Origin of the sequence: Paraburkholderia megapolitana (genome assembly GCF_007556815.1) — a bacterium.
Classification (GTDB): Bacteria; Pseudomonadota; Gammaproteobacteria; order Burkholderiales; family Burkholderiaceae; genus Paraburkholderia; species Paraburkholderia megapolitana.
Window position 1 is genome coordinate 93812 of record NZ_CP041743.1, and the last position, 23628, is coordinate 117439.

A 23628-nucleotide genomic window follows, 5' to 3' on the forward strand; every position below is an offset into this window, starting at 1 on the left:
TGACGTCATGCCTCACAAAATCTCAAGCGCGCACGCGTCGCGCAGCCAGATAAGCAAGCTGCGCACGGTTGTGCACGTTAAACGTTCGTTCGAGTCTGTGGATGTGATAACTGACCTTGTGCAACGACAGGTTCAACGCATCCGCAATCTCCTGGTCGGACAAACCTTGCACCAACCTTTCGAGCACTGCCTCCTGTTCGTGTTCGAGCGTGATCGCGCGACGCGCGCGCACGCGTGCCTCGAGAAACGGCTGTACGAAACGATGCACGCTCAGGCTTACCGCGAGCGCCGCGCCCGTCACGCGGTCGTCGATCCAGTCGGAGTCGTGCATCTCCGACGTGAGCCCGACGCCGACGCGCAGTTCGAGCTGCGGGGCCGACAGGCTGAAGATCACGCCGCTATTCATTGCATGCGCGCGCAACGATGCGGCAAGCGCACGCGTGCGGCGATCGCCGCTTCGCTGTGCCTCCTCCTCGATGCAGTCGAGTCGCCACGCCACCGGAAAACCACTTTGCAGCACACTCGCGAAGCGCGGATCGGCTTCGTGCCACCCGCCTTCGAAGTACGGCTGGACCGACGACACCGGTACGAGATCGCGCAGCAGATGCGCGTGCAGCAGACGCTGGCCAATCATTTCGTACGCGCCGTAGTTGAGCGTACTGAAGCCCGCGCGCCGCATCTGCGCGCGGCACTCGTCGAGGTCGAACTCGAACAGGTCGGATTTGCCGACGTTGTCGCGCCATGCGGTAAGAACAGCAGCATCCCCGCGTGCCGGCACGGCTTCGTCCAAAACGTGGGATGGGGGTCGGACGCGATGTGCGAGCACATCGGTGTGCGAAAACCAGTCGAGTACAGGCGTGCCTTCACACAGGGTCATCAGGGGTCCTTTGTTCTGCCAGGCGATTCTTCTTGAGCCCCGATATGCTCTGGTCGATTAGTGTGTTTTTTCTTTTTTTCTTCGCGAGTCCGCTTGAATCGGCTCACGTTTTGATATTACGATATGTTACTTGAGCGATCCGCGATATGTACACCGCCAACCGCTCGAATGTTTCTTCGCAATTTCTCCAATTGCATCTTTTTTGTCGTTGCGTATTCGCGCGTGAGGGCCCGGTTCAACACCCCGCTGCCATCGACCGTCCGCGCGAAATCCTGCGATGTTGAGTCAAGGACCATCTCCATGCCCGACTTCGCTTTGTGCGAAAGCCCGCCTGCTGATCAAATATTCGACGACACGTCGAATACGTTTTCTGTGCACGACGACGTGACGCATACGCGTCAGATTCCTGTCGTGCGCTTCAACGACGCGAAACAGGTTTTCATCGAACAGAAAGATGCCCCGCGGCTCGGCGTCGCCGAGATGCTAGCGAGCGCGCAGAGCGAAGCGGAACGCGCCCGCATCGTGGCGAGTCTCGTGCGTCTAACCGGTTTTTCGACGTTCGCCTACTTCGCGCTCGAGTACACGCATGAGTGTGTGCAACGCCTGTTCGTACACGATACGTTCGCGCCCGCCAATTATCGTGGCGAGTACGTCGAGCGCCGTTACTTCGACGTCGACCCGCGCACGTTCGGCGCGCGCATGTGCAATGTGCCGATGGTGTGGGACCTGCGCAAATTGCGGCAACAGCATGGCGATCGCGATACGGTCTCGGCCGCCGACCGCGAAGCGCTCGACGACTTCCTGCAAACCATGCGCAGCGACGGCATGTGCAGCGGCATCATGTATTCGATGGGGATTCCGGGCACGCGTCTGCATGCTTTCATGAGCTTTACGGCGCCACGCCTGAACCGCGACTGGATCACACCGACCACGATCGAACAGGCGTTATCGATCGGATTGTCGGTACACAAGTTCAGCTCGCCGAAACTGATCGCCACCGCGCGCGAGCATTCGGTCAACGGTCTCACCGCGTTCGAGCAAAGGCTGCTGACCGGTATCGCCGAGGGTGCGTCCGACAAGGAAATCGGCAAGCGGCTCGACACGAGCCCACACAACGTCGACTATCACCTGCGCAAACTGCGCAAACGGTTCGGCGTGTCGAACCGGATCGAGCTGACCTATCTGACGTCGAAGCTGGAACTGATCTGACGCCTGGGCCAGGGGCACGCACATGCGGCGTGCCCCACTTCTCTTCTAGCGCCGGCGCATTGCGCAACCGGCGTTGCACACCATCATCAGCCCGCCGGCAAACCACGTTTGCGCAACATCGGCGCCGCTTGCGGATCGCGGCCGCGAAACGCGCGGAATGCGGCACGCTGTTCGCGACTGTCGCCGGCGCTGTAGATATAGCGTTGCAGTTTGTCGGCGAGTACCGGATCGAATGCGTCGCCGGCTTCCTCGAACGCATCGAACGCCTCTGCCTCCAGCACTTCCGCCCACATGTAGACGTAGTAGCCGGCCGCGTAACTGTCGCCGCTAAAAATATGACTGAAGTGCGGCAGGCGATGACGCAGACCCACTTCGCGCGGCACTTGCAGACGCTCGCGTTCCTGCGCCTCGAAACTCGCGATGTCGAGCGCGGCCGGGTCGTCGTGCGCATGCAGCGCCATGTCGATCAGCGCCGACGACGTATAGGCAACCGTATCGAAGCCCAGATTAAAGGTTTGCGATGCACGGATGCGCTCGATCAACGCCGCGGGAATCGGCTCGCCTGTCGTCACGTGGCGTGCATGCCTCGCCAGTACGTCGGGCACCGTGGCCCAGTTCTCCATCAATTGCGACGGCAGCTCCACATAGTCTCGCGGCACCCAGGTGCCCGACAGACGGCTGTAGCTCACGCTGGAGAGCAATCCATGCAGGCCGTGGCCGAATTCGTGGAACAACGTGCGCACGTCGTCGAAGCTGAGCAGCGTCGGACCGTCGCCGCCGCGTGCGAAGTTGTTGTTGTTCACCACGATCGGTGTCGCCGTGCCGCCGTTGCGCTTCTGCTTGCGATAAACGCTCATCCACGCGCCACCCTTCTTGTTGGGTCGCGCAAAGTTATCGGCGAGGAACACGCCCACCTGCTCGTCGCCGCGGTGCACTTCCCAGAGACGCACATCCGGGTGATACAGCGGGACGCCAGTCTGCTCGACAAAACGCACCCCGAACAAACGGTTCGCGCAATCGAACATCGCACCGATCATCGCTTCCAGGCTGAAGTACGGTTTTACTTCTGCGTCATCGAGCGCGTAGCGCGCAACGCGCACTTTTTCGGCGAGAAAATACCAGTCCCACGGTTCGATATCGGTCGGCTCGCCCAGTGCCGCGGCTTGTGCAACCAGCGCCTGCCGCTCCTGTTCGGCGCTCGCCTTCGCGGGCTCCCATACCTGGCTGAGCAGGTCGTACACGGCTGCGGGCTTGCCTGCCATGCGGTCAGCGAGCGCGTAATCGGCAAAGCTGTCGTAGCCGAGCAGGCGCGCCTGCTCCTGACGCAACATCAGGATTTCGCGGGCGAGCGGCCGGTTGTCGCGCCCCGCCGTTTCGCCGCGGCTCGTCCATGCGCGCCACGCGGTCTCGCGCAGATCGCGGCGCGTCGAGCGTGTGAGAAACGGCACGACCAGCGAGCGCGACAACGTAATCACGTAACCATCCACACCGCGTTCCTGAGCGGCGTTGCGCGCAGCCGCGCGCAGAAAATCGGGTAGACCTGCCAGATCGGCTTCTGTTTTCAGCGGTAACTGGTAGCTCGATTCGTCGGCCAGCACGTTCTGCGCGAACTGTGTGTAGAGATCGGCGAGTCGCTCCGCAACGACCGCAAAACGTGCGCGTGGCGCGCCTTGCAGTGTGGCTCCGGTGCGCACGAAATCGGTATGCAAACGTTGCAGCAGGCGCTGCTGCTCTTCGTTCAGTTCGAGTTGTTCTGCCTGGTTATGAACCGCATCGAGTCTTGCAAAGAACGCCGCATGCATCGCAACCTTGCTCTCGTGCGCGGCCAGCAGCGGCGCCATTTCGCGCTCCACCGCCTGCAACGCGGGCGGCGAATCGGACCAGCAGAGGTTCATGAAAACAAGACTGATGAGCTCGAGTCGCGTGCCCGCGGCGTCGAACGCAGCCACGGTGTTCTCGAAGGTAGGTGCGTCCGGCTGTGCAGCCAGCGCATCGATCTCGGCCAGATGTTCGGCGAACAACGTGGCAAAAGCCGGGGCAAAATGTTCGGGCTTGATCTGCGCGAACGGCGGCAACTGGTAAGGTGTTTGCCAGTCCTGTAACAGCGGGTTGCTGTGCTCGGTCATCTCGATCTGCCTTGTGGGCGTCAGGGTGGAGGGAACGCACATGATAAGGCACGGCGGTCACGCACACTGGCAGCGATGTAGCTGGGTCGATGGTGCTTTACCCGCGTTGAGCGGATCGGCCATAAAATGTGATCCGGTGCCTTTACCTGCACCTAACCACACCTAATCGGAGAAAAATCATGACGCGCACGATGATCGCCATTCTTCTCGTTCTGGGCGCCGGCCTCGCGGCCTGCAACACGATTGCCGGTGCCGGGCAGGATCTCTCCAGCGGCGGCCAGGCTATTTCCAACGCGGCGGACAAGGCCAAGTAACCGATCGGACCCGCATGCCCCGCAGTACTGCCTCAAGTAGAACCGAACCATGACTTCCGCGCTGCCTCCAGCCAGCGTACTCGCCGATTTTCATCCGGCGGTCGCTGGCTGGTTTCTCAAGACGTTCGCGGCGCCGACCGATGCGCAGGTCGCGGCGTGGCCGTCGATCCGCAGCGGCCGCTCGACGCTGGTCGCGGCACCTACGGGTTCCGGCAAGACGTTGACCGCGTTTCTGTCGGCACTCGACGAGCTGGTCCGCGACGGTCTCGCGCACGGCGGCACGTTGCCCGACGAAACGCTGGTGGTGTATGTGTCGCCGCTCAAGGCGCTATCGAACGACATCCGTTTGAACCTGCAGATGCCGCTCGAAGGCATCGCCGCCGAACTCGCGCAACGTGGGCTACCGGCACTCGACATCCGCACCGCCGTGCGCACCGGCGACACATCGCAGCAGGAGCGCACCGCTCTGCGCAAACGCGCACCGCACATCCTCGTGACGACGCCCGAATCGCTCTACGTGCTGCTCGGTTCCGCGTCGGGGCGTCGTATGCTCGCGAGCACGCGCACGGTGATCGTCGATGAAATCCACGCGATTGCGGGCACCAAACGCGGTAGCCATCTCGCGCTCAGTCTCGAACGGCTCGATGCGCTGTGCGGCCGGCGCCTGCCGCGCATCGGCCTGTCGGCCACGCAAAAACCGATCGGCCTCGTAGCGCGGTTTCTGGTCGGCGGCGCGAGTCTCGACAGCGACGCGACGCCCGATTGCGCCATCGTCGACGTCGGTCATGCGCGCAAACGCGATCTCGCACTCGAACTGCCGCCGGTCCCGCTCGAAGCGGTGATGGCCAACGAGGTATGGGAGCGCGTCTACGACCGGCTCGCCGAACTCGTGGCGCAGCATCGCACGACGCTCGTCTTCGTCAACACGCGGCGCATGGCCGAACGTGCCGCGCGGTATCTGACCGAACGTCTCGGCAAGGATGCGGTAGCTGCCCATCACGGCAGCCTCGCCAAAGAGCTGCGCTTCGACGCAGAACAACGTTTGAAACGCGGCGAGTTGCGCGTGTTGATCGCGACGGCTTCGCTGGAGCTCGGCATCGATATCGGCGACGTCGATCTCGTCTGCCAGCTTGGTTCGCCGCGCGCCATCGCGCCGTTTCTGCAACGCGTCGGGCGCTCGGGGCACCAGGTCGGCGGGATGCCGAAAGGGCGACTCTTTCCTAACTCGCGCGACGATCTGCTCGAATGTGCGGCGCTGCTCGATTGCGTGCGGCGCGGCGAACTCGACGCCTTGCAGATTCCGCGCGCGCCGCTCGATGTGCTCGCGCAGCAGATCGTCGCCGAAGTGTCGAATGACGAGTGGCGTGAGGATGCGCTATTCGATCTCATTCGCAACGCCGCGCCGTATGCGGACCTCGCGCGCGAGCAGTACGATACCGTGCTGCGCATGCTCGCCGAAGGGTATACGGGCCGCCATGGGCCGCGTGCCGCCTATCTGCATCGCGACGCCGTGAACGGCACGCTGCGCGGGCGGCGCGGCGGCAAGCTGGTTGCCGTAACATCGGGCGGCACGATACCTGAGAACGCCGACTACGCGGTGCTGCTCGAACCGCAGGGCGTGAACATCGGCACGGTCAACGAAGACTTCGCGGTGGAAAGTCTCGCCGGCGACGTGTTCCAACTCGGCAACGCGTCGTACCGGATCCTGCGCGTCGAGACCGGCCGGGTGCGCGTCGTCGATGCGGAAGGACAGCCGCCGAATATTCCGTTCTGGCTTGGTGAAGCACCGGGTCGCAGCGACGAACTGTCGTTCGGCGTTGCGCGGCTGCGTGCGCAGATCGATATGCTACTCGGCAGCGACGGAGACGAGGGCACTGCGAATAACCTCAATCGCGCGATCGCCTGGCTCACAGACGAGCTAAGCCTGTCCGAACCCGCCGCCCGCCAGATCGTCGAATACCTCGCCCGTGCCCGCGCCGCCCTCACCGTGTTGCCGACGCAGAACACGCTCGTGATAGAGCGCTTCTTCGACGAGTCGGGCGGCACACAGCTTGTCATTCACGCGCCGTTCGGCAGCCGGCTCAATCGCGCGTGGGGTCTCGCGCTGCGCAAGCGCTTTTGCCGCACGTTCAACTTCGAACTGCAGGCCGCGGCCACCGAAGACGCGATCATCCTCTCGCTGACCGGCAGTCACAGCTTCGCCCTCGACGAAGTGTGGCGCTATCTGCATTCGAATACCGCGCAACACATCCTGATTCAGGCGCTGCTCGACGCACCGCTCTTCGGCGTGCGCTGGCGCTGGAATGCCACGACCGCGCTCGCGCTGCCGCGCTACACCGGCGGCCGCAAAACGGCACCGCAGCTGCAGCGTATGCGTAGCGAAGATCTGCTTGCGACGGTGTTTCCGGATCAGGTGGCGTGCCTCGAGAACATCGTCGGCGAGCGCGAGTTGCCGGTTCATCCGCTCGTCGATCAAACCATCGACGACTGCCTGCACGAAGCGATGGATACCGACGGCTGGCTGCGTCTGCTGCACCGTATCGAGCGCGGCGAAGTCGCGCTCGTCACACGCGAACTGCCCGCGCCGTCGCCGCTCGCCGCGGAGATTCTCAGCGCGAAGCCGTATGCGTTCCTCGACGACGCACCGATAGAGGAACGCCGCACGCAAGCGGTACTGAACCGCCGCTGGACCGATCCGGAATCAGCCGACGATCTCGGCGCACTCGATGCCGATGCGATCGCAAGCGTATGCGACGAGGCATGGCCGCAAGCACGCGATGCCGATGAAATGCACGAAGCGCTGACCGGTCTAGCCTGCATAACAGACGCAGAAGCCGATGCCGAAGCGCAGCGCAACGACGGCTGGCCGCAATGGCTCGACGCGCTGGCAAAAGCGGGCCGCGCGACGCGCATGCAGATCGCGCAGCAGGACACGCTCTGGGTCGCGGCCGAACGCCTCGCGTGTTTGCGGGCGATCTACCCGGTCGCGCTCATCGAGCCCGTTATCGAGCCGCCGAAAGGCTACACCGACCCGTGGACCGAAGACGATGCGATCGTCGACGTCGTGCGCGCGAGGCTCACTGGCTTCGGTCCGCTCACCGTGCCCGCCATCGCGCGACCGTTGGCGCTGCCTGCATCCGTGGTCGCGCTCGCGCTGACGCGCCTCGAATCGGAAGGCTACGTGATGCGTGGCCGCTTCACACCCGACACACGCGAAGAAGAATGGTGCGAGCGCCATCTGCTGGCACGCATTCATCGCTACACGGTGCGCCGGCTGCGGCGCGAAATCGAACCGGTCGAACGACACGACTTCATGCGCTTCCTGTTCGAATGGCAGCACGTGAGCCCGTCCACACGCGGCGAAGGCCGCGACGCGCTCGCCGCGATACTCGACCAGCTCGAAGGCTTTCAGGCAGCGGCGGGCGCGTGGGAAGACGACATCCTGCCCGCGCGTCTGAAGGACTATTCGATCACCTCGCTCGACGAACTGTGCCGCTCCGGCAAGATCGTCTGGACGCGGCTCACCGAACGCGCGCGTGCGACCGCCGGGCCGGTGCGCAGCACGCCGATCGTGCTCTTGCCACGCCGCGAAGTGACCGTGTGGAGCGCACTGCTCGACCAGTCGAAACCCGCCGATCTCTCGCCGCGCGCGCAGCACGTGCACGATGCGCTGGCACGACACGGCGCGATGTTCTTCGACGAACTGCTGGCCGACGTGCACGGGCTGCGCATCGAACTCGAAAACGCGCTCGGCGAACTGGTCGCAGCCGGCCTCGTGAACTCGGACAGCTTCGCGGGATTGCGGGCGCTGCTCAAGCCGGTGGCCAAACGCAATGCGTACTACGGCAGCCGGCGCGGCCGGGTCGGCGCGCTGATTGGCGGAATGGACGACGCGGGACGCTGGGCGCTGCTGCGACGGCCCGTGACCGACTCAACCGCAAACGCGGACGCAACAGCAGACACCACCGCTGCGGCAACGACGAACCCTCGCACTCCGCGGATCGCGCCCGACGTGCTCGAACACATCGCGATGGCGCTGCTGCGCCGCTACGGCGTCGTGTTCTGGCGGCTACTCGAACGCGAAGCGGACTGGTTGCCGCCGTGGCGCGATCTGCTGCGTGTGTTGCAACGGCTCGAAGCACGCGGCCAGGTGCGCGGCGGCCGCTTCGTCAACGGCCCGTCGGGCGAACAGTTCGCGTTGCCCGAAGCGATTCCACTGCTGCGCGAGATGCGCCATCACGCGAACGACGGACTCTACGTGTGTGTCGCCGCGACCGATCCATTGAATCTGCTCGGCACGATGCTGCCCGGCGACAAGGTGCCGGCCGTCGCCGGCAACCGGGTGCTGTTTCGCGACGGCGTGCCGGTCGCGACTTTGGTCGGCGCCGAATTCATCTGGCTGCACGATCCGGACAGCGCCGCGAAGAGCGAGATGCGTACGATGTTGACGCGACGTTACTGAGGCATTGGAGGCATTGCTATGCGCGCCGCATGCCTCGATTGCACCGGCGTCGAGGCGCGCGCCGACCCACCGATGGTTGCGACCACAAGCACTTGCGGCGGTTACTTGCCACGAAGTTGTTGCGCTGAGGTTGCGTGCTGAGTAACCGCGATTAAATATTCGCCTGTCCGACAACTAATGCACACCGAAACTTAAATTGTGCTTACACGCGTGTAAGGAATAACGAAGACGCGCGCCGGCAAAGGCTTTCAATCGCTATCGGTCGAACTGACCGTAAGTTTCGCAGGGTTCGAGAAAACTACCGCATTCGCATAGCGCGGAGAAATCGCCCCCAAATCCGCGCCAACGATCCACTACGCACGAACCCCGGCGGTTCCTATGCGATTGCGCATACTCCCGTTGCGCCCACAACCAGGTCCGCTGAAACAAACCGTTACATACCTGAAACATCTGGCGCTCTACTGTCGGATCACTCGCAACGAACTGGCATAGGTTCGCAGTTCGCTTCGCGTCAAGGTCCGCATCCGACAGGGACCACCCGGAGGAAAATAATGAAGCTTGCAGTCATGACCCGGAACACGAGTCTGTTCAGGTTGATCTGCCGGTGTTTCGAGGCCGATGGTGCGGTATGCAGCCGGTTCGCGGACGACGTGGCGCTCGCGCGTGCCGTCTATCGGGAAGACTTCACTGCGATACTCGTCGATGCCGAAACCGGTGTGAGCCCGTTGCGTCCCGTCCTTGCACGACGCACGTGCTACGCGGACCGCCGCGCACCGCTAATCGTGGTCGGCGCGGTCCACGACCGCGCAAGCATCACCGATACGCTGGACGCGGGCGCCGACGACGTCGTGCTCGCGCCGATCGACTCGCGCGAACTCGTGTTGCGTGTGCATCTCGCGCTGCGACGCTTTCAAACTGCTCCCGGTACGCCTCGCGACGACGATCTCGAATGTGGCGCCTACCGGCTCGACCGCGGCTCATGCACGGTGCAGATCGAAGGCGATTCGATCCGTCTCACGTCGCGCGAATTCGCGATTGCATGGCTGCTGTTTTCACGCCCCGGCGAATACGTGAGCCGCCGGCAGATTGCCGGTGCAGTGTGGAGCAGTTCGGAAGATATCGTCGGACGCACGCTCGAGCAGCACATCTACAAGCTGCGCAAAAAGCTCAGCCTGAACGGTGCGCATGGCGTCCATCTGCGCACGATGTACGCGCACGGTTACCGGATCGAACGGGTCGATGTGCCGTCGGCCGAAGTGGCGAAAGTGGCCGCAGCGGTTGCACCGAGCCTCGCGTACGCGCAGACACCGATCGTGGCGCCGCTCGATGCAAATGCAGGTTTGCGCGAATCTGTCGAAGCGCTCGCACGGCGCGTCGTCGTGCAGCACGCGGAGATTCATCCGGTGGCGAGCGTCGCTGCGTGCGACGCGCGTCCGTAACGCGCGGCTCTACAGTCCGCCCGGGCCCGCCGGCCGTCACTTCGTGCAAATGTACGTTAGTTCGGCTGGCTAGCGTAACCGCCTCATGTCCCTTCGCATAATGGAGTCCAGATAGAAATATTGCTTAACTCCTGGGAATCTGGACATGACGCGCTCGAACGCTCCATCAATGCGACCGGTTGCACCGGCCACCTATACGCACGATGGTGAAGTCCGGGTCGGCACTGGGAGACAAGGACAAGGTAATGGACCCGCCTCTCCCAACGCGCGCCCATTAGCGCCACGTGGGGCGCTGGGCTCTCTTCCGGTTAATAACCGGGCTCAAGGGATCAGGCGCCCGGTCGCGACAGCGCCCGCAAGATCCCCGATCCTGGATCTGACGAGGTCCATTGAGCAGCACGTGAAAGTAGCGACATGCGAAGAGGCGCTTGATACGGCAGCGTTCATCGACGGCCTGCCCGACGGCCCCAACAGAGCCGCTCATCTGGACGTATTCCGGCATGCCCTGGAGCGGAACGTAGAGCAGCGCGTGAAAGTAGCGACACGGGAAGAAATGCTTGGTACGGCCGTGTTCATCAGACGCCTGCCCGACATTCCCGCCAAAGCTGCTCATCAGGACGAATTCTGCCGGGCGCTGGAACAGAGCGTTTCCCAGATCGGATCGCCGGCAACTGGTAGAGATCCGTCCGCGGCATTCCTGGACGCGGCAAGCGCATTCAATTTTCCAGACGGTTCGTTGCCCCCCAAGTACAAAGCACGGTTAGTGAATGCATTTGCCGATCGAATCGGCTCGCTGAGCAACAACCTGCAGGCGGGTGCCTTCGACGAACTATGCAATATCACCGGGCACCTGAACCCCTCTGACCTGCAGATCGAACCGTTACATGCGCTGATCAAACAGATCAAGCTACCTGCGGTCTACGGGCAAGCGCAGCAGGCCGTCAATAGTGTCGCGGCCATCGTGGTGAACTTACCCGAAGAGCATCACGTCGAGATGGCCGCCATGCTTAACATCGCGATTGAATCGGCCAATCGACCCGACAAGAGTGCGCTCCTTGCACACGTAGCCACGGCAATCCCCGCCAATACTCGGCCCAATACCATGTTCGATTATTGATCCTCCGCCTCGTTAGCCCAACCGCAAGGGCCTATCCGGCCGAAGGTAACAGACCATCACAAATGCGCGTCAACGTCGCGCCCCGATGAAAAGATGCACTCACAGGTTCAGCACTTCGCTGCTACCAGCTCTCACGAGTGCCTTTTGAGTCAGGAGCGACACCATGTTCTCGACAGTCTACTTTGCAGCTTCCTCGGTCCTCTCCTGCGACGGCGTACCCGCCGCCCTCGCCGCCCGCGTACTCGACGGCCAGCTCAATGAAGCGGTCCACCTGGCCGCGAGCCTCGCAGACAGCGATCATGCGCATGACGAATACACCGCCCTGCAGATCCACGCCGACCTCGAACTCGCCCTCGGACGCCACGAGGAAGCCGAGGAAACCTATCGCAAGACGCAAAAGGCCGTGCGCCACTCGCGCGACGCCATGCGCGTCGTCTCGGTACGCAACGCGGGCTGGCAAGCATGCTTTCGCAACCAGTTCCACGTTGCGCTGACCTGCTTCCGCCGCGTCGCCGAAGAACGTTGTGCGACGCCTGCGCAGCAACTCGACAGCCTCATCGGCGCCACGCTCGTACTGTTTCATCTGGGCTGCGTGCAAGCTGCCTGCGACCGGCTCGCCGAGCTTGCCCCGCTCGCGGCAGCTCATCCGGACACGCGTTGGGCCTACCTCGTCGAGATGCTGCGCCGCGACCTGCTCGCCCAGCACGAACTGCACGACACCGAACCGCTGGGCGACCACATCTACTGGCGCTCGGTGGTCACCGGCTCGCAGACCGCGCTCGGCGCACCTGCCCTGCTCGCAGCCGGTATGTCGATGCCGCTGCTCGACGAGCGCCTCGCTTATCTGGGTCATCTGAAGTCGTTTGCTGCCGGTCATACGCAAGAGCGCGCCGCGCTGAAGACGTATGCGAGCTGGAGCCGCAAGGCGGGGCTTGCCGATTACCACCGCAGCCTGTGCCTCGAGATGGCGCTCGGCGCGATCGCCGCTCATGCAACGGCAGCAGCCGAAGAACTGCTCGAACAATCCGGCGCCGCGGCGCTGCACGGCAGCCAGAACGCGCGCTGGTATCTCGACTATCTGTACTGCCGCGCCAAGATCATGCAACAACAGATGCGCACCCAGGAGTTCGCGACGCTCTACGGCCGCTATGCGCTCGCCTCGATCCAGCACGTGCGCGCCGACAGCGTATCGCTGCCCGCGGCCGCACCGGAAGCCGCGCAGTCGCGCAGCACGCCGCGCGCCGATGACGTCAGTGCCCGTCTGCCCGCGAAGTATCGCCGTGCCTATCGCTACCTGATGGATCACCTCGATCAGAAGGACCTGTCGGTACGCGAAGTCGCGTCGCAGATCGGCGTGACCGAACGCGCGATGCAAGGCGCGTTCCGCAAGCACCTGGGTCTTTCGCCGAGCGAGTTGATCCGTCGTCAACGCATGGAGCGCATTCGCGACGAACTGCTCGACGACGATGCACCGGTCGCACGCGTGCTCGACGTCGCGAAGAAATGGGGCGTGCAGCATCGCTCGACGCTGATCAACGGCTATCGCAGCGTCTTTAACGAAGCCCCTTCGCAAACCATGGGCCGCTGATCGTTCGCTACCCGTCATCTTTGCTTCGGGCACGACATCATGCAGATTTCACGCCGCATCGCTTACCTGCTGGCAGCACTTGTCTCACTCGGCCTGTGTCCGCTCGTTGCACAGGCACAGGCACAGGCACAGGCACAGGCGCAAGCGCAGGTGCAGACGCAGACCGATTGCTTCACCGCTGCGGCGCAATACCAGCACGTGAGTCCATTGGTCCTGCGCGCAATCGCGTGGCAGGAATCGCACGCCAACGCGCGCGCGATCCATCACAACGCCAACGGTTCGACCGACTACGGGATGATGCAGATCAACTCCATCCATTTGCCGGCGCTATCGCGCTACGGCATCTCGGTGAACGACCTGATCGTGCCGTGCAAGAACGTCTTTATCGCCGCCTGGTACCTGCATCGCATGACCGTCAAGTATGGCAACACATGGACCGCGATCGGCGCGTACCACTCGGAAACACCAGCCGAGCGCGACCGCTACGCGCATTCGATCGAGATGCTTGTCGCGCGTTTCCTGCGGGTGGAACCGAACGACGATCCGTCGTAAGCGCGTTCCCCGCAGGATGACGAAACCCCTTCGCTCCGCAGTCGTTTCGTTCGCATCGGCTAAATCGGACCGTCAGCAGATGCGACACACTGATCCTGTCGGCCTTACTGACAGCATGGGCCGAGGAAGACGCGGCTGAACGGATGGAGCGAGATGTCACGGTCTTTATATGCAACTCCCACACAGGTGACGAAATCGTGAATGACACAGGATGCAGGGACGACGTGGCGGGCGGCCTCACCAAGGTGCTGTGGACCGCGTCGCAACTCGACGATCTATCCGACTTCGAAGATCTGCTCGACGCGATCCGCGTGCTGCGACCGCGCTGGACCGGCGCCGGCACCGTGGTTGCATGGCGCCATCTGCGCCGTCAGTCCTGGATCGACGCATTGCGTGTGCTCGAAGACGACGATCAGGACGCGAAGCGCACGGCACTGCATGCGGCACTGATGGCGGTGTGCCTGTTCGGGATGCAGGACCCGCTCTGGCAGAGCTATGCGCGCACGGCGGCGGAGCAGCGCGAACATCGCGAGGCGGCGAGTATCGGTAGCAAGTTGCTGGAGCGGGCGGCGAAGATGAGTGGCGGCGGCAGCGTGCATGCGGCGGAGTCTGCGTCGGCAGAGCCGGTGGCAGCTGAGCCGGCGACTGCGTCGGCACGGCCGGCGACGTCGGCGGAAGCGATGATGCTCATGCAGGCGAGCTGGATGCGGGCTTGAGGTTGCGGTCGGTTCTGGATCCGAAAGCCGACAGCGTGCTTCGCAAAATGGACCCGCACTTCGCATCTGTACCGGATCGCTTCACGCATTGACGTAGAGTTTCTTCATGTAGAGGCAGTTCGACAGGTTTGGAAGAAGTGCCTTCTTTTTCATGGGCGAGTTTTCGCCGGCTTTGGGAGATTCACTATGGGTGGAATGGCAATCAAGACCGGTGCACAGGCCGTCCTTGGTAAGCTCCTTGAAACAGCCAAGGACCTAAAACCCGCATCGACCGGCAGCAATTCCGAGCCGAGTTCTCCGACTGGCATTATCGGCGGTCTGGCGTCCGGGGTCGAAAAACTGGCGGGCGCCGTCCCCAGCTCCGTAGGCTCGTTACGACGCAGTAACAGCCTCGCCGATTTTCGCCCAGACGCGGGCGGCTCCGGAAGCTTGAAGCGAAGCAATAGCTGGTCTGGAGAGAGCCCGTCTAGTTCGAGAGAGATCGGCGACAGCTCGAGGGGTGGTGGAAATTTCGCCAGCAACATGGCGAACGGCGCAATGGCCGTTGGGGGTAAAGCTGCGGGTCTGTTCGGGTCGAGTAGCCCATTTGGCCAGCTAATGTCCACCGGAAAGGACTATCTGCAAGGAAAGGCAGATTCTGCACAGCTCACTACGGAAGCGGACATCGCCAACGCTAAAACCAAGGCCGGTGCAGCCGCCAACCAGTCCGAAGAGCAAACGTCCGCGGTCGCTTCGATAGGGAACAAAGGAGCCGCTAACACGGCAAAAGCGGCGAGCGGCGGATAACGCCTGGGTCCTGCCGGTGAAGCATGTGAAGTCGCCGGTAAGATTGAAACGCCACGCAGGTACAGGCCGACGGCACGTGAGCGCGAACCACCCCGGTTCGCGCTCATCAACAAAAATTCTAGCCACCTGCCCCCCGTCCGCCACCAGCGGCGGTACGCTCACGACTAAGCATGCGTGGGTAACGACGACATGACTACCCGTCGCGACTATCCGCACTGACTGGTTGCCGGCCTCAAAGAGACTACTCGGGCGCAGACCGGTCACCCCTCCTCGTGTTCGCACCTTTCTATCAGGACCAACCATGCGTTTCGCTTACGCCGGCTTCGATCGCTATAACACCGCGTTCGACACTTTCGTGCAGTCGGGTTGGGAGCCGGTGGCGATGTTCACCATGCCGGTCGACAACCAGACCGACTTCAACGTCGAGACCGCTGCGCGCGCGGAGCTGCACCGCGTGCCGATCAAACTCTCGCGCATCCGCGAAGACGATCTGTCCATGCTACGTGAGCTGCGCTGCGATGCGCTCGTCGTAGCCGGCTATAAGTGGAAAATTCCCGACTGGACCCACGACCTTGCGCACGCAATCAATTTCCACCCATCGCCGTTGCCCGAGGGGCGCGGTCCGTACCCGCTGCTACAGGCCCTGCTTGAGCAGCGTCCGGAATGGGGCGTGACCTGTCATCGCATCGCGGCGGAATTCGATACCGGCGACATCCTCGATGCCGAACACTTCCCGATGGCCGCCGACGAATGCCATGAAACGCTGCAACTGAAACTGCGTATGGCTATACAGCGGCTTGCCGCGCGTGTGGCAATCGACTTTCATCGTCTGTGGGACGAACGCCGGCCGCAAGCGCCGGGCAGCTACTGGCCGCGTCTCGACGACGAGCGCCGCACGCTCGACTTCAATCAACCGGTTGCCGACGTGATGCGCGTCGTGCGCGCGTGCGGACTGTTCGAATGCTTCGCGCCGCTGCGCGACACGAAGGTCTCGGTCAAGCGTGCCGAAGGCTGGACGGAAGCACACCGTTATCAACCAGGCGAAGTTGTGCACGAGTATCGCCGCTCGATCGTGATCGCGGCACGCGACGGTTTCATTGCATTGATCGAATGGAGCCCGCTGCCGATGGCAATTCGAGCGCAGATGGGGCCTTGACATTGCGCTAAAGGTTTCGTGTTTCGACCGCGATGTTCGCTTCCACGACGTACCGTAAGCCGCTGTAAACCTAGACTGACCGTACCGATCTCCTTCGGTCCTCACCCAGGCACTTCCTACTACTGGAGCTCATCATGGTCGCAGCGGTTTCTAACAGCCCCACCCCATTGAACCTGTCGTCAGCCAATTCGATCGGTGGCAATTCTCTGGGTGGGCTCAGCAGCAGTGAACAAATGAACATCATCAAGCAGCTCCTCAACGAAATCGAGGCGTTGCTGCAGGCACAGCAGGGCGGTTCCGGTGGCTCGGGTAGTACGGGCGGCACAGGTGGTACGGGCGCTCCGCCGGCCAATAGCGCACCGTCGGCAGGTAACGGCGGCGCCCAGCAGCCTAATGCCCAACCTCTGCCCGGCGGAAACAACCTGACGCAGATCGGCTCGGCGTTGCAACAAGGCGACGCGCAGACCGGGATGACAAATTTCAAGAACAGCGATCCCGTCGATTTCGAGAACTTCCAGAATGCGCTCTCCAAAGGCGACGGCAACGCAGCCTCGGAAATCCTCGCCCATGCGGTCTCGTCCGGCAAGGTGAGTCAGACGGACGGCGCCAAGATCGGCGCGCAACTGCAACAGACAGCCTACGCAAACGGCGGCGGCCAGATCAGCGACCATGCGGGCTACGATCTGCAACAGGCACTCGGCGGAAACGTCCTCACCCGGTAGCAAGCCGGTAAACGGTGAATGGTTGATGGCCGTGTGCAAGCGCAGGTTTTCTCGAAGCCGAAGTGCAGCGCGATGTACCGCTCGAACGTTGCACTTCGCTCGCATGCCGCGAAATCCGCTTCGCACCGCTGGACACAACTTCCTGGCCGACGTCGAACGCCAGGCGCGCGAATTCTATATTGATTGAACGAGCGGCACATCGGGTGCATGGCCGCACACTTCTCAACGCCGGTCATACACGGAGAAAGTCATGTCAAGCGCTGCAGTGCAAGGCTACTCGACCAACCCGATGGACTATCTGAGCAACAGCAATAGCTACGGTTACGGCTCGTCGGATATTTCGGGTGAATCGGGCGGAGTTAACGGACTGAACGGCAATAACTCCGGCACCGGCATGAACGAACAGCAAATCCTGCAGATCATCGAAGAATTGCTTCAGATGCTCCAGCAGGTACTGCAAAATTCGGACGGCGACGACTCGGGAGGCGGTGCGCCACCGGTGGGCAGTGGATCGTCGCCGGGCGGCAGCAGCAACCCTTTCCCTCAGGACTACAGTTCCGCGCCGCCGGTGGGTAGCGGGGGCAATGCGCCTCCGTTGGCGAACAGCCAATCGCCTGCAACGAACGGCGCACCTCCGGTAAGCGGCAACGCACCTCCGGTAACCAGCAACGCGCCGCCGCCCCCAGCAACCCACCTCCGGTCAACAGCGGTGGCAACAACAGCGGCAACAACGGTGCGCCCCCTGCCGGCAGCAGCACGCAAACAACGAACAACCCACCGCCTCCGGCCAATGGCAGCTCAGGTTCGAGCTCAGGGCCGACCATGTTCGGCCTCAGCACCGCGCCGCAGACCACCGCTCTTTCGCAGTCGCAAGGCCAACAGGTCGCGGACCAGTACGTCAACAACCTGATGAGCGACTTCGGCCTCACGAAGCCGCAGGCTCAAGGCATTGTCGCGAACCTGTGGCACGAAAGCGGCGGGATGAATTCGGGCATCAACCAGGGCGGGCAGATCGGTGCGCCAACCGGCAACAACGCCGACGACAACGCCAACGGCTACGGCATCGCGCAATGGGGCGGTTCGCGCAAGGAAGGTCTGGAAGCATATGCGAAGCAGAACGGTCTCGATCCGTCGAGTGAAGCAGCGAACTATGGCTACCTGAAGCAGGAGCTGCAAACGACGCAATCGGGTGCGATCTCGGCGGTCAAGGGCACCAGCAACGCGCAAGACGCAACCTCGGCGTTCATGACGTCGTTCGAAAAACCGAGCGATCCAGAACTCGCCTCGCGTCTGGCCGATCTTTCGCTAGTCCAGGGTTGATCCGGCGACACGCACCGGGTACTCATCCGGCGCGTGTCGTAGCGAGCGCGTCTCGCCCGCTTGCCGTGCGGCTGCAAGTTTAATCGTGGCCATGCCGTTCCAGCCCACCCTTACGATCTCGACGCGGCGCAACCCGATGCCTGCCGAACACAACAATATGACCGCACCTGAGCGCCTGGATCACGAAGCACAATGCGACCTGCTCTGCCATCTCGTCGTCAGGCAGCTCGTCGAGCATGCAGCCAGTCACAGCTGGCTACGCGCGGCACGCGTCGCCGAATCGATACGGCTGTGGCACGGCGTGCACCGCACCCACACGACGCACGTCGAACACGTGCGGCTCGCACGCATGGCCGCCGCTCTCGCACAGGCATTCGAAAGGCAACAGACGTACAGGAACGCGGCGATACTCGCGGAGCTGTCGTTCGATATCTGGCGCCTGAATTTCCGCTCGCCTTTGCTGCACACGATCCGCACAGCCTGCGCGAAACGGCTGACCCACACCGCGGCAGCGACGCGCGCCACCGTCGAAAATGGTCTCGAAGCGCACGCGCTGACGCTGACCGTGCTCGTTATCCGCAAGGCGCAGGGCAAGAAGAATCCGCATGAAGTATCGGTGCGCTCGCCGGAGTGGCACGCCATCAACCAGGACTTTCTGCGCGATGTGTTGCTCGCGCAGCGCAGTCCGCTCGATACCGGCGCGGATGGTGCTTCGTAAGACGACGGGAACGATCACGCAGACGCAGATCAAATCATTGTCCGGAAGGTAACAGAGCGTCACAAACACATACTGGTGTCACACGCGGATTAAAAGATGCACTTACAGGTTCAGCACTTCGCTGCTACCGGCTAGCACGAGCATCTCCTCACTACGATTCGCGCCATGTCATCGACTGTCCGCCCTCCTCGCCGCACCGCATCCGACGATGCGATCGAACTGCGGGACATGCGTCCACAGGTCACGCAAACTGAAGGTGCTATCGCGAACAACGAAAGTACCCGTACGCCGCCGGTCGAAGCAAAACAGAACACGCTGATCGATGGCCTCAAGTCGGCCGGCGAATTCATGCGGCCGGCACCCGGCAAGCTCAAGGCAATACGCGCGAACTTTCGGGGGCGCCCGATGACGGTGGGAAGCCGGATACTGGGAACCGGCAAAACCCGCTCAAGCGACACGCCGAATCCTGCATTCATCACAGAGCCGTCTACGGAGTCGACCATCGGTCCCGTTCCGGATTCCGGTTTATTGACTCAGGCAGATGAGATCGCCGATCGAGTCGAAGCGACACTCGATACATCTCTGGCGGTACTGCCGGAAATCAACAAGAGACCACAGCGCTCGCTCGGGATGCGTGCGCTGGCTGCGATTCCAGGCCTCGGTCACGCCGTGAAGCCCAAGACGATACGCCAGTTGATGGCTAGCGATCCCGCCTACAAGGCGACTTCCGGGACGGCAACGCAAACCACGGGCGACCGGAGCAGTAGCGCCACGGAAACCCGGGCCCGCCAGGTCCGCATGCTTGAACAGCTCGACACACATCGTCAGATCTACGAGCAGGCAGCGAGGAATGTGCAGCAGGCCGAGGGCGAGCTCGAAAGCGCGAAGCGCGAGGCGTCCGCACCGGCGTCGTCGAGCACGGCAGCGGAACTCGTAAAGGCAAAAGAGCAATCGCTCAAGGAAGCGCACAACCAGCTCACGAAAGCGGCGGCAGATCTGCGGGCAAGCGCGTCCGTTAGCTCGTTGCTCGATGTCGGCGCGCAGGTTCTCTCGACGGATCTCGTTCACCAGAAGATCAAGTTCGTCGACACACAGATCACTCATGTGCGCAACGCGTTGGGTCACGAAGACGAACATGCCGCCGGGATCGTCGATCACCTGACGACGCTCAAGACACAGATCGACAGGAAGTATCAATCGAGTACGAAGAACCTCGCCGACGCGCAAAAGCTGAACGACGAAACGGTTGCGCTCGTGGAAGAACTGGAACAGCTGGAGAATCAGCTCGCAGAGGTTCAGACCACACTGCAGATCCCTCCCGGCGCGAACGCAAAAGCCGCGCAGGAAAGAATCGCACGAGACGCCTTGAAAAACTCGGCAGGCCGGATACTCAAGACCCGTCAGGAGGAAGCTCATGACGCGCAGCGCGCGCGGACGGAATTCATCCCTTACCTCGATGAAGAAATCGGCCGGCTGGGTCAATTGCAAGGCAAGCTAAAAGCGGCGAGCGACAAGCTCAAAGGTCCAGGAGCATCCGTTAGCAACAAGCAAAAAACCACTCAGACTCAACTGGACTGGAATCGTGAACTCGAGCAGCAACTGAGCATACTCGGCACCCATACGATCGCCTCCACCGCACCCGGTTTCGATGCTGCGAGCCTCGCGGGTACAGATGGCAGAGACCTCGTCGCCAGGCTTCAGAAAGTCGCCGAAGCATTGCCGCCAGACGATACGACTGCAGAGCGAATGTTGCCTCGCGCCGCAGCAGTGGAAATGATTTCCCGCGCGCTAGCCGTAGCAACGGGTGGCAATCTGAAGGACGCCGGCCAACTCCTTGATGATTTGACCGCGCATCCGCTCAACCATTGGATCAGGCCGCCAGAAAACGACGGAAGCGAGATCGGCTACACCGCCCCGAGCGCCCAGATGGAGAATCTGCTGGAGTTCATGGCGCACATACCGCGCGGCACCGAGGTGCTCAATCTCGCATCGACCGCGCCGTTGAGCGACGGACTTGAGCGAGCGCAGGTGGAGGCCGTCCAGGCGTACTGGATTGCGCATGAGACTCAAAAGAGCGCAACCGACGATGTCAAGACGTGGTTGGGCAAGGCGATGAACGTCGCTTCACGTGCGGTGCGCAATAGCAAGGAGCAAACGGTATTCGATGTCGATGGACTTCCGCTTAGGGAGAGAGCTGCGTTCAACGCGGTCCGCAACGGATTCCTGTCGAATGCGAAAGGATCGGACTACGACCTCAACAACCAGAATCTGTTGAAGGTGACCGATTCGATCGAACATCTCGAAGACACTCGCCCGGCCTATTCGAGCTGGTTGCCGCGCACGGCGCATCCGGCAAAACTCGCCTCGCCGTTCCATCCGAGAGCGGTGAAATTCGCCCAGAGGCAGATGGAAGCGCAAGGCATGGAGACGACCAAGACGCGTGCCGAGGCGAGCATCATGACCACGTTCGAGCAACTCGGCAAAGACGCGAGAAAACATTTCGGCGAACTGTCGGCACAGTCAACCCAGCCAGCGCAACGCGCAGGGACCGCGGCAACCCCGGCCCAGAGCTCCGCCGGCGCCGCCGGAGGCGAACAGGAGCGCCTGCTCAGCGCGACCCTCATTGCACTGAGTGATTACGTAGGCCATGAGCAGCGCAGCCCGTCGCTAGTCAGTCGTCTGGCTAGCCCGATGAGCCCGCCGGATTTCAGGCACACGAAACGCATATACGATGCCCAGCTCGGGCCGAACGAAAAGACCCGCATACGCCAGGCCGTCTACGCCCTGCTCGTCCCGCCCAGGCCGGCGTCCGGCCCGCGCAGGTTGACCAAGCCCAATCCGAACCACGTTGTCGCGTTGCCGCCAGCAATCGAAGCGCTCTTTGAGAACGAACGCGTATCGATCGTCGATCTGCTGAAAACGCTCGAGCAGACGCTAGGCTCCAGCCCCGATGCGACAAAGGCCGCGATGGCATCGTCCATCACGGCACTCCGCGAGGACTTTGCGACGGACTCCGACAGCGGCGCGAAAATCGAAGACAAGGTTCGTCTCGCGAAAATGCGCGGCGTCCATTCGAAGGGCGACGTCAAGGAATTCTTCCGGCCGATGCTCGAAACATTGCGCCTGCGCGATCAAATCACGCTGACGAGCGGCGGTACGCTCGGCGGTGGCATCCCGATCCTGCCGGCCGTGCCCAAGTTTCCGATGACCGCGTCGATAGGCGTTCATGCCAAACGTGCAGAATCCTACATACAGATCAAAAGCCCGACGTTCGCTTCGGAAATCCAGGTCGGTACGATCGACTCTACCGTGCGCGATGCAAAAGTCACCCTCGGACACAGGCTCGAGGTCGGCATCGCAACCTTGACCGCGCCTTCCGGTACGGTCAAATTCGAAATGGCACGCCCCGTCACCACGTCCACGACCTTCAGGATTCTGCGTGGCAAGGACGAGAAAGGTGCGCGCAAGGAGCAGGAGGCGATCGACGACACGCTCAATCTGCTGGACGTCATGCTCGCCTGGGACGAGAAGGTGGCCGACGACGGTGCGCCATTCGCCGACCCGCTGGAGGCGATCTTCGCGATGTGTCCTGATGCGCTCGTCGCGTCGGGAGAAAGGAAAGCACAAACGAATCAGTTCACCATGGAAGCCGGTGCGATCGCCCGTCTTCGCACGCCAGGACACCACTTTTCGGTGGGCGCTACCGTAACGCCACTTTCCTTGAAGGCGGAGAGAACCACCGAGCGCGGAACCGAGCAAACCGGCTACCCTCACCAGGCCGTATACGACCAGAGTAGCCAGACCCGTCAACGCGCCAATGCATCGGCAAGTGCAGGCGTAATGGGCACGCCGTTTCAGCAGCCAATCGGCAAGATCGGCGCCGACGGCAAGGGAACCGGCGAGGCACACATCAATCTCACCGGCAACCTCGTGGAAGTGTCGCGCGAATTGGCATCGAACTTCGAGAAGAATGGCGCGACACGATTCCCGATCGGCGACCTGACCGGCGGCAGCGTGGACCGCAGCTACGGAACGCCCAAGGATCTGCTGGCCGAGATCGAAACGAATCGCGAGGACTGGTTGCTGCGCTGTCTGGATGTACTCCCGCGAGAAAAGACCGAAGAGGTCGACACATTCGAGCGGCGTACCGTCGCTGCCGGCGTCCTCGCGCAATTCGAAAGCGATCTCCGCGCGGCCGGCTCGAATTCGAGCTTCCAGTTCAATATCAAATACGAAATGAACCCGCGGATAAGCGGCCTGATCGACGGCCTTCGCGGTGTCGAAGCACTGGCCGTGCTGCAAGGCGATATGGCTACCGCGGCCGAAACACGAAAGGCGATGAACTCGATCCTGTCGTACCGCGCATGCTGGACCGCCAAGAATATGGCGGTGCGGAGCAAGGGTAAAACGTCGGAAGACATGGGTATCGACTTCTTTCTGCGGTGGCAGAAAACGGCGTCGTCCGAGAGCAGCCGCGCCATCTCCGTGTTTCCCGCCTAGGGCATGCCTTCAGCGTCAATCGAGGC

General features: G+C 62.4%; 17 protein-coding genes. 14 read left to right on the top strand and 3 right to left on the bottom strand.

Annotated elements, in window-relative coordinates; translation table 11 throughout:
* Positions 1-22: 22 nt before the first annotated feature.
* Positions 23-877, bottom strand: a complete 855-nt coding sequence (locus FNZ07_RS00370; protein WP_091006962.1) for a helix-turn-helix transcriptional regulator — start codon at positions 875-877, stop codon at positions 23-25.
* 300 nt (positions 878-1177) lie between these two features.
* Between FNZ07_RS00370 and FNZ07_RS00375 the strand changes: the two genes are divergently transcribed.
* The gene (locus FNZ07_RS00375) at positions 1178-2086 is read left to right on the top strand and encodes a helix-turn-helix transcriptional regulator (RefSeq protein WP_091006966.1); all 909 of its coding nucleotides are present in this window, start codon (positions 1178-1180) and stop codon (positions 2084-2086) included.
* Between the two features lie 86 nt (positions 2087-2172).
* Here the strand turns inward: FNZ07_RS00375 and FNZ07_RS00380 are convergent, their stop codons facing one another.
* Positions 2173-4212: a M3 family metallopeptidase gene (locus tag FNZ07_RS00380; protein WP_091006968.1), complete on the bottom strand. Its 2040-nt coding sequence runs from the start codon at positions 4210-4212 to the stop codon at positions 2173-2175.
* A 179-nt stretch (positions 4213-4391) separates the two neighbouring features.
* Here FNZ07_RS00380 and FNZ07_RS00385 point away from each other — a divergent pair, with 179 nt between their 5' ends.
* The 12 genes from FNZ07_RS00385 (at position 4392) to FNZ07_RS33925 (ending at position 19102) form a co-directional block, all read left to right on the top strand.
* Positions 4392-4526, top strand: a complete 135-nt coding sequence (locus tag FNZ07_RS00385; protein ID WP_091006970.1) for an entericidin A/B family lipoprotein — start codon at positions 4392-4394, stop codon at positions 4524-4526.
* Between the two features lie 49 nt (positions 4527-4575).
* A complete protein-coding gene (locus FNZ07_RS00390) occupies positions 4576-8988 on the top strand; it encodes a DEAD/DEAH box helicase (RefSeq protein ID WP_091006972.1) in 4413 nt (1470 codons plus the stop codon).
* A 551-nt stretch (positions 8989-9539) separates the two neighbouring features.
* The gene (locus FNZ07_RS00395; protein WP_245811313.1) at positions 9540-10427 is read left to right on the top strand and encodes a response regulator transcription factor; all 888 of its coding nucleotides are present in this window, start codon (positions 9540-9542) and stop codon (positions 10425-10427) included.
* A gap of 400 nt (positions 10428-10827) precedes the next feature.
* Complete coding sequence (locus tag FNZ07_RS00400) at positions 10828-11544, top strand: hypothetical protein (protein WP_091006975.1); 717 nt, start codon at positions 10828-10830, stop codon at positions 11542-11544.
* Between the two features lie 163 nt (positions 11545-11707).
* On the top strand, positions 11708-13132 hold the full coding sequence (locus FNZ07_RS00405; protein ID WP_091006977.1) for a helix-turn-helix transcriptional regulator: 1425 nt from the start codon (positions 11708-11710) through the stop codon (positions 13130-13132).
* A 39-nt stretch (positions 13133-13171) separates the two neighbouring features.
* Positions 13172-13684: a lytic transglycosylase domain-containing protein gene (locus tag FNZ07_RS00410; protein WP_091006979.1), complete on the top strand. Its 513-nt coding sequence runs from the start codon at positions 13172-13174 to the stop codon at positions 13682-13684.
* Between the two features lie 197 nt (positions 13685-13881).
* Positions 13882-14400 (top strand): HrpB1 family type III secretion system apparatus protein, encoded by a 519-nt coding sequence (locus FNZ07_RS00415; protein WP_091008769.1) that lies wholly within the window; start codon positions 13882-13884, stop codon positions 14398-14400.
* Between the two features lie 195 nt (positions 14401-14595).
* Positions 14596-15186 carry a hypothetical protein gene (locus FNZ07_RS00420; RefSeq protein ID WP_143098005.1) on the top strand — a complete coding sequence of 197 codons (591 nt, stop codon included), beginning with the start codon at positions 14596-14598 and terminating at the stop codon, positions 15184-15186.
* A gap of 301 nt (positions 15187-15487) precedes the next feature.
* Positions 15488-16342, top strand: a complete 855-nt coding sequence (locus FNZ07_RS00425; RefSeq protein ID WP_091006983.1) for a methionyl-tRNA formyltransferase — start codon at positions 15488-15490, stop codon at positions 16340-16342.
* 134 nt (positions 16343-16476) lie between these two features.
* A complete protein-coding gene (locus tag FNZ07_RS00430) occupies positions 16477-17064 on the top strand; it encodes a hypothetical protein (protein ID WP_143098006.1) in 588 nt (195 codons plus the stop codon).
* Between the two features lie 822 nt (positions 17065-17886).
* On the top strand, positions 17887-18384 hold the full coding sequence (locus FNZ07_RS00435; RefSeq protein WP_322789490.1) for a phage tail tip lysozyme: 498 nt from the start codon (positions 17887-17889) through the stop codon (positions 18382-18384).
* Positions 18385-18469: 85 nt separating this feature from the next.
* A complete protein-coding gene (locus FNZ07_RS33925; RefSeq protein ID WP_245811315.1) occupies positions 18470-19102 on the top strand; it encodes a hypothetical protein in 633 nt (210 codons plus the stop codon).
* Between the two features lie 525 nt (positions 19103-19627).
* On the opposite strand, the gene FNZ07_RS00445 is transcribed toward FNZ07_RS33925, so the two are convergent.
* Positions 19628-20518, bottom strand: a complete 891-nt coding sequence (locus FNZ07_RS00445) for a hypothetical protein (RefSeq protein WP_143098007.1) — start codon at positions 20516-20518, stop codon at positions 19628-19630.
* On the opposite strand from FNZ07_RS00445, the gene FNZ07_RS00450 reads away from it, so the two are divergent.
* Positions 20468-23602, top strand: coding sequence for a hypothetical protein (locus FNZ07_RS00450; protein ID WP_143098008.1), 3135 nt, complete (start codon positions 20468-20470; stop codon positions 23600-23602). The genes FNZ07_RS00445 and FNZ07_RS00450 overlap by 51 nt on opposite strands.
* Positions 23603-23628: the final 26 nt, after the last annotated feature.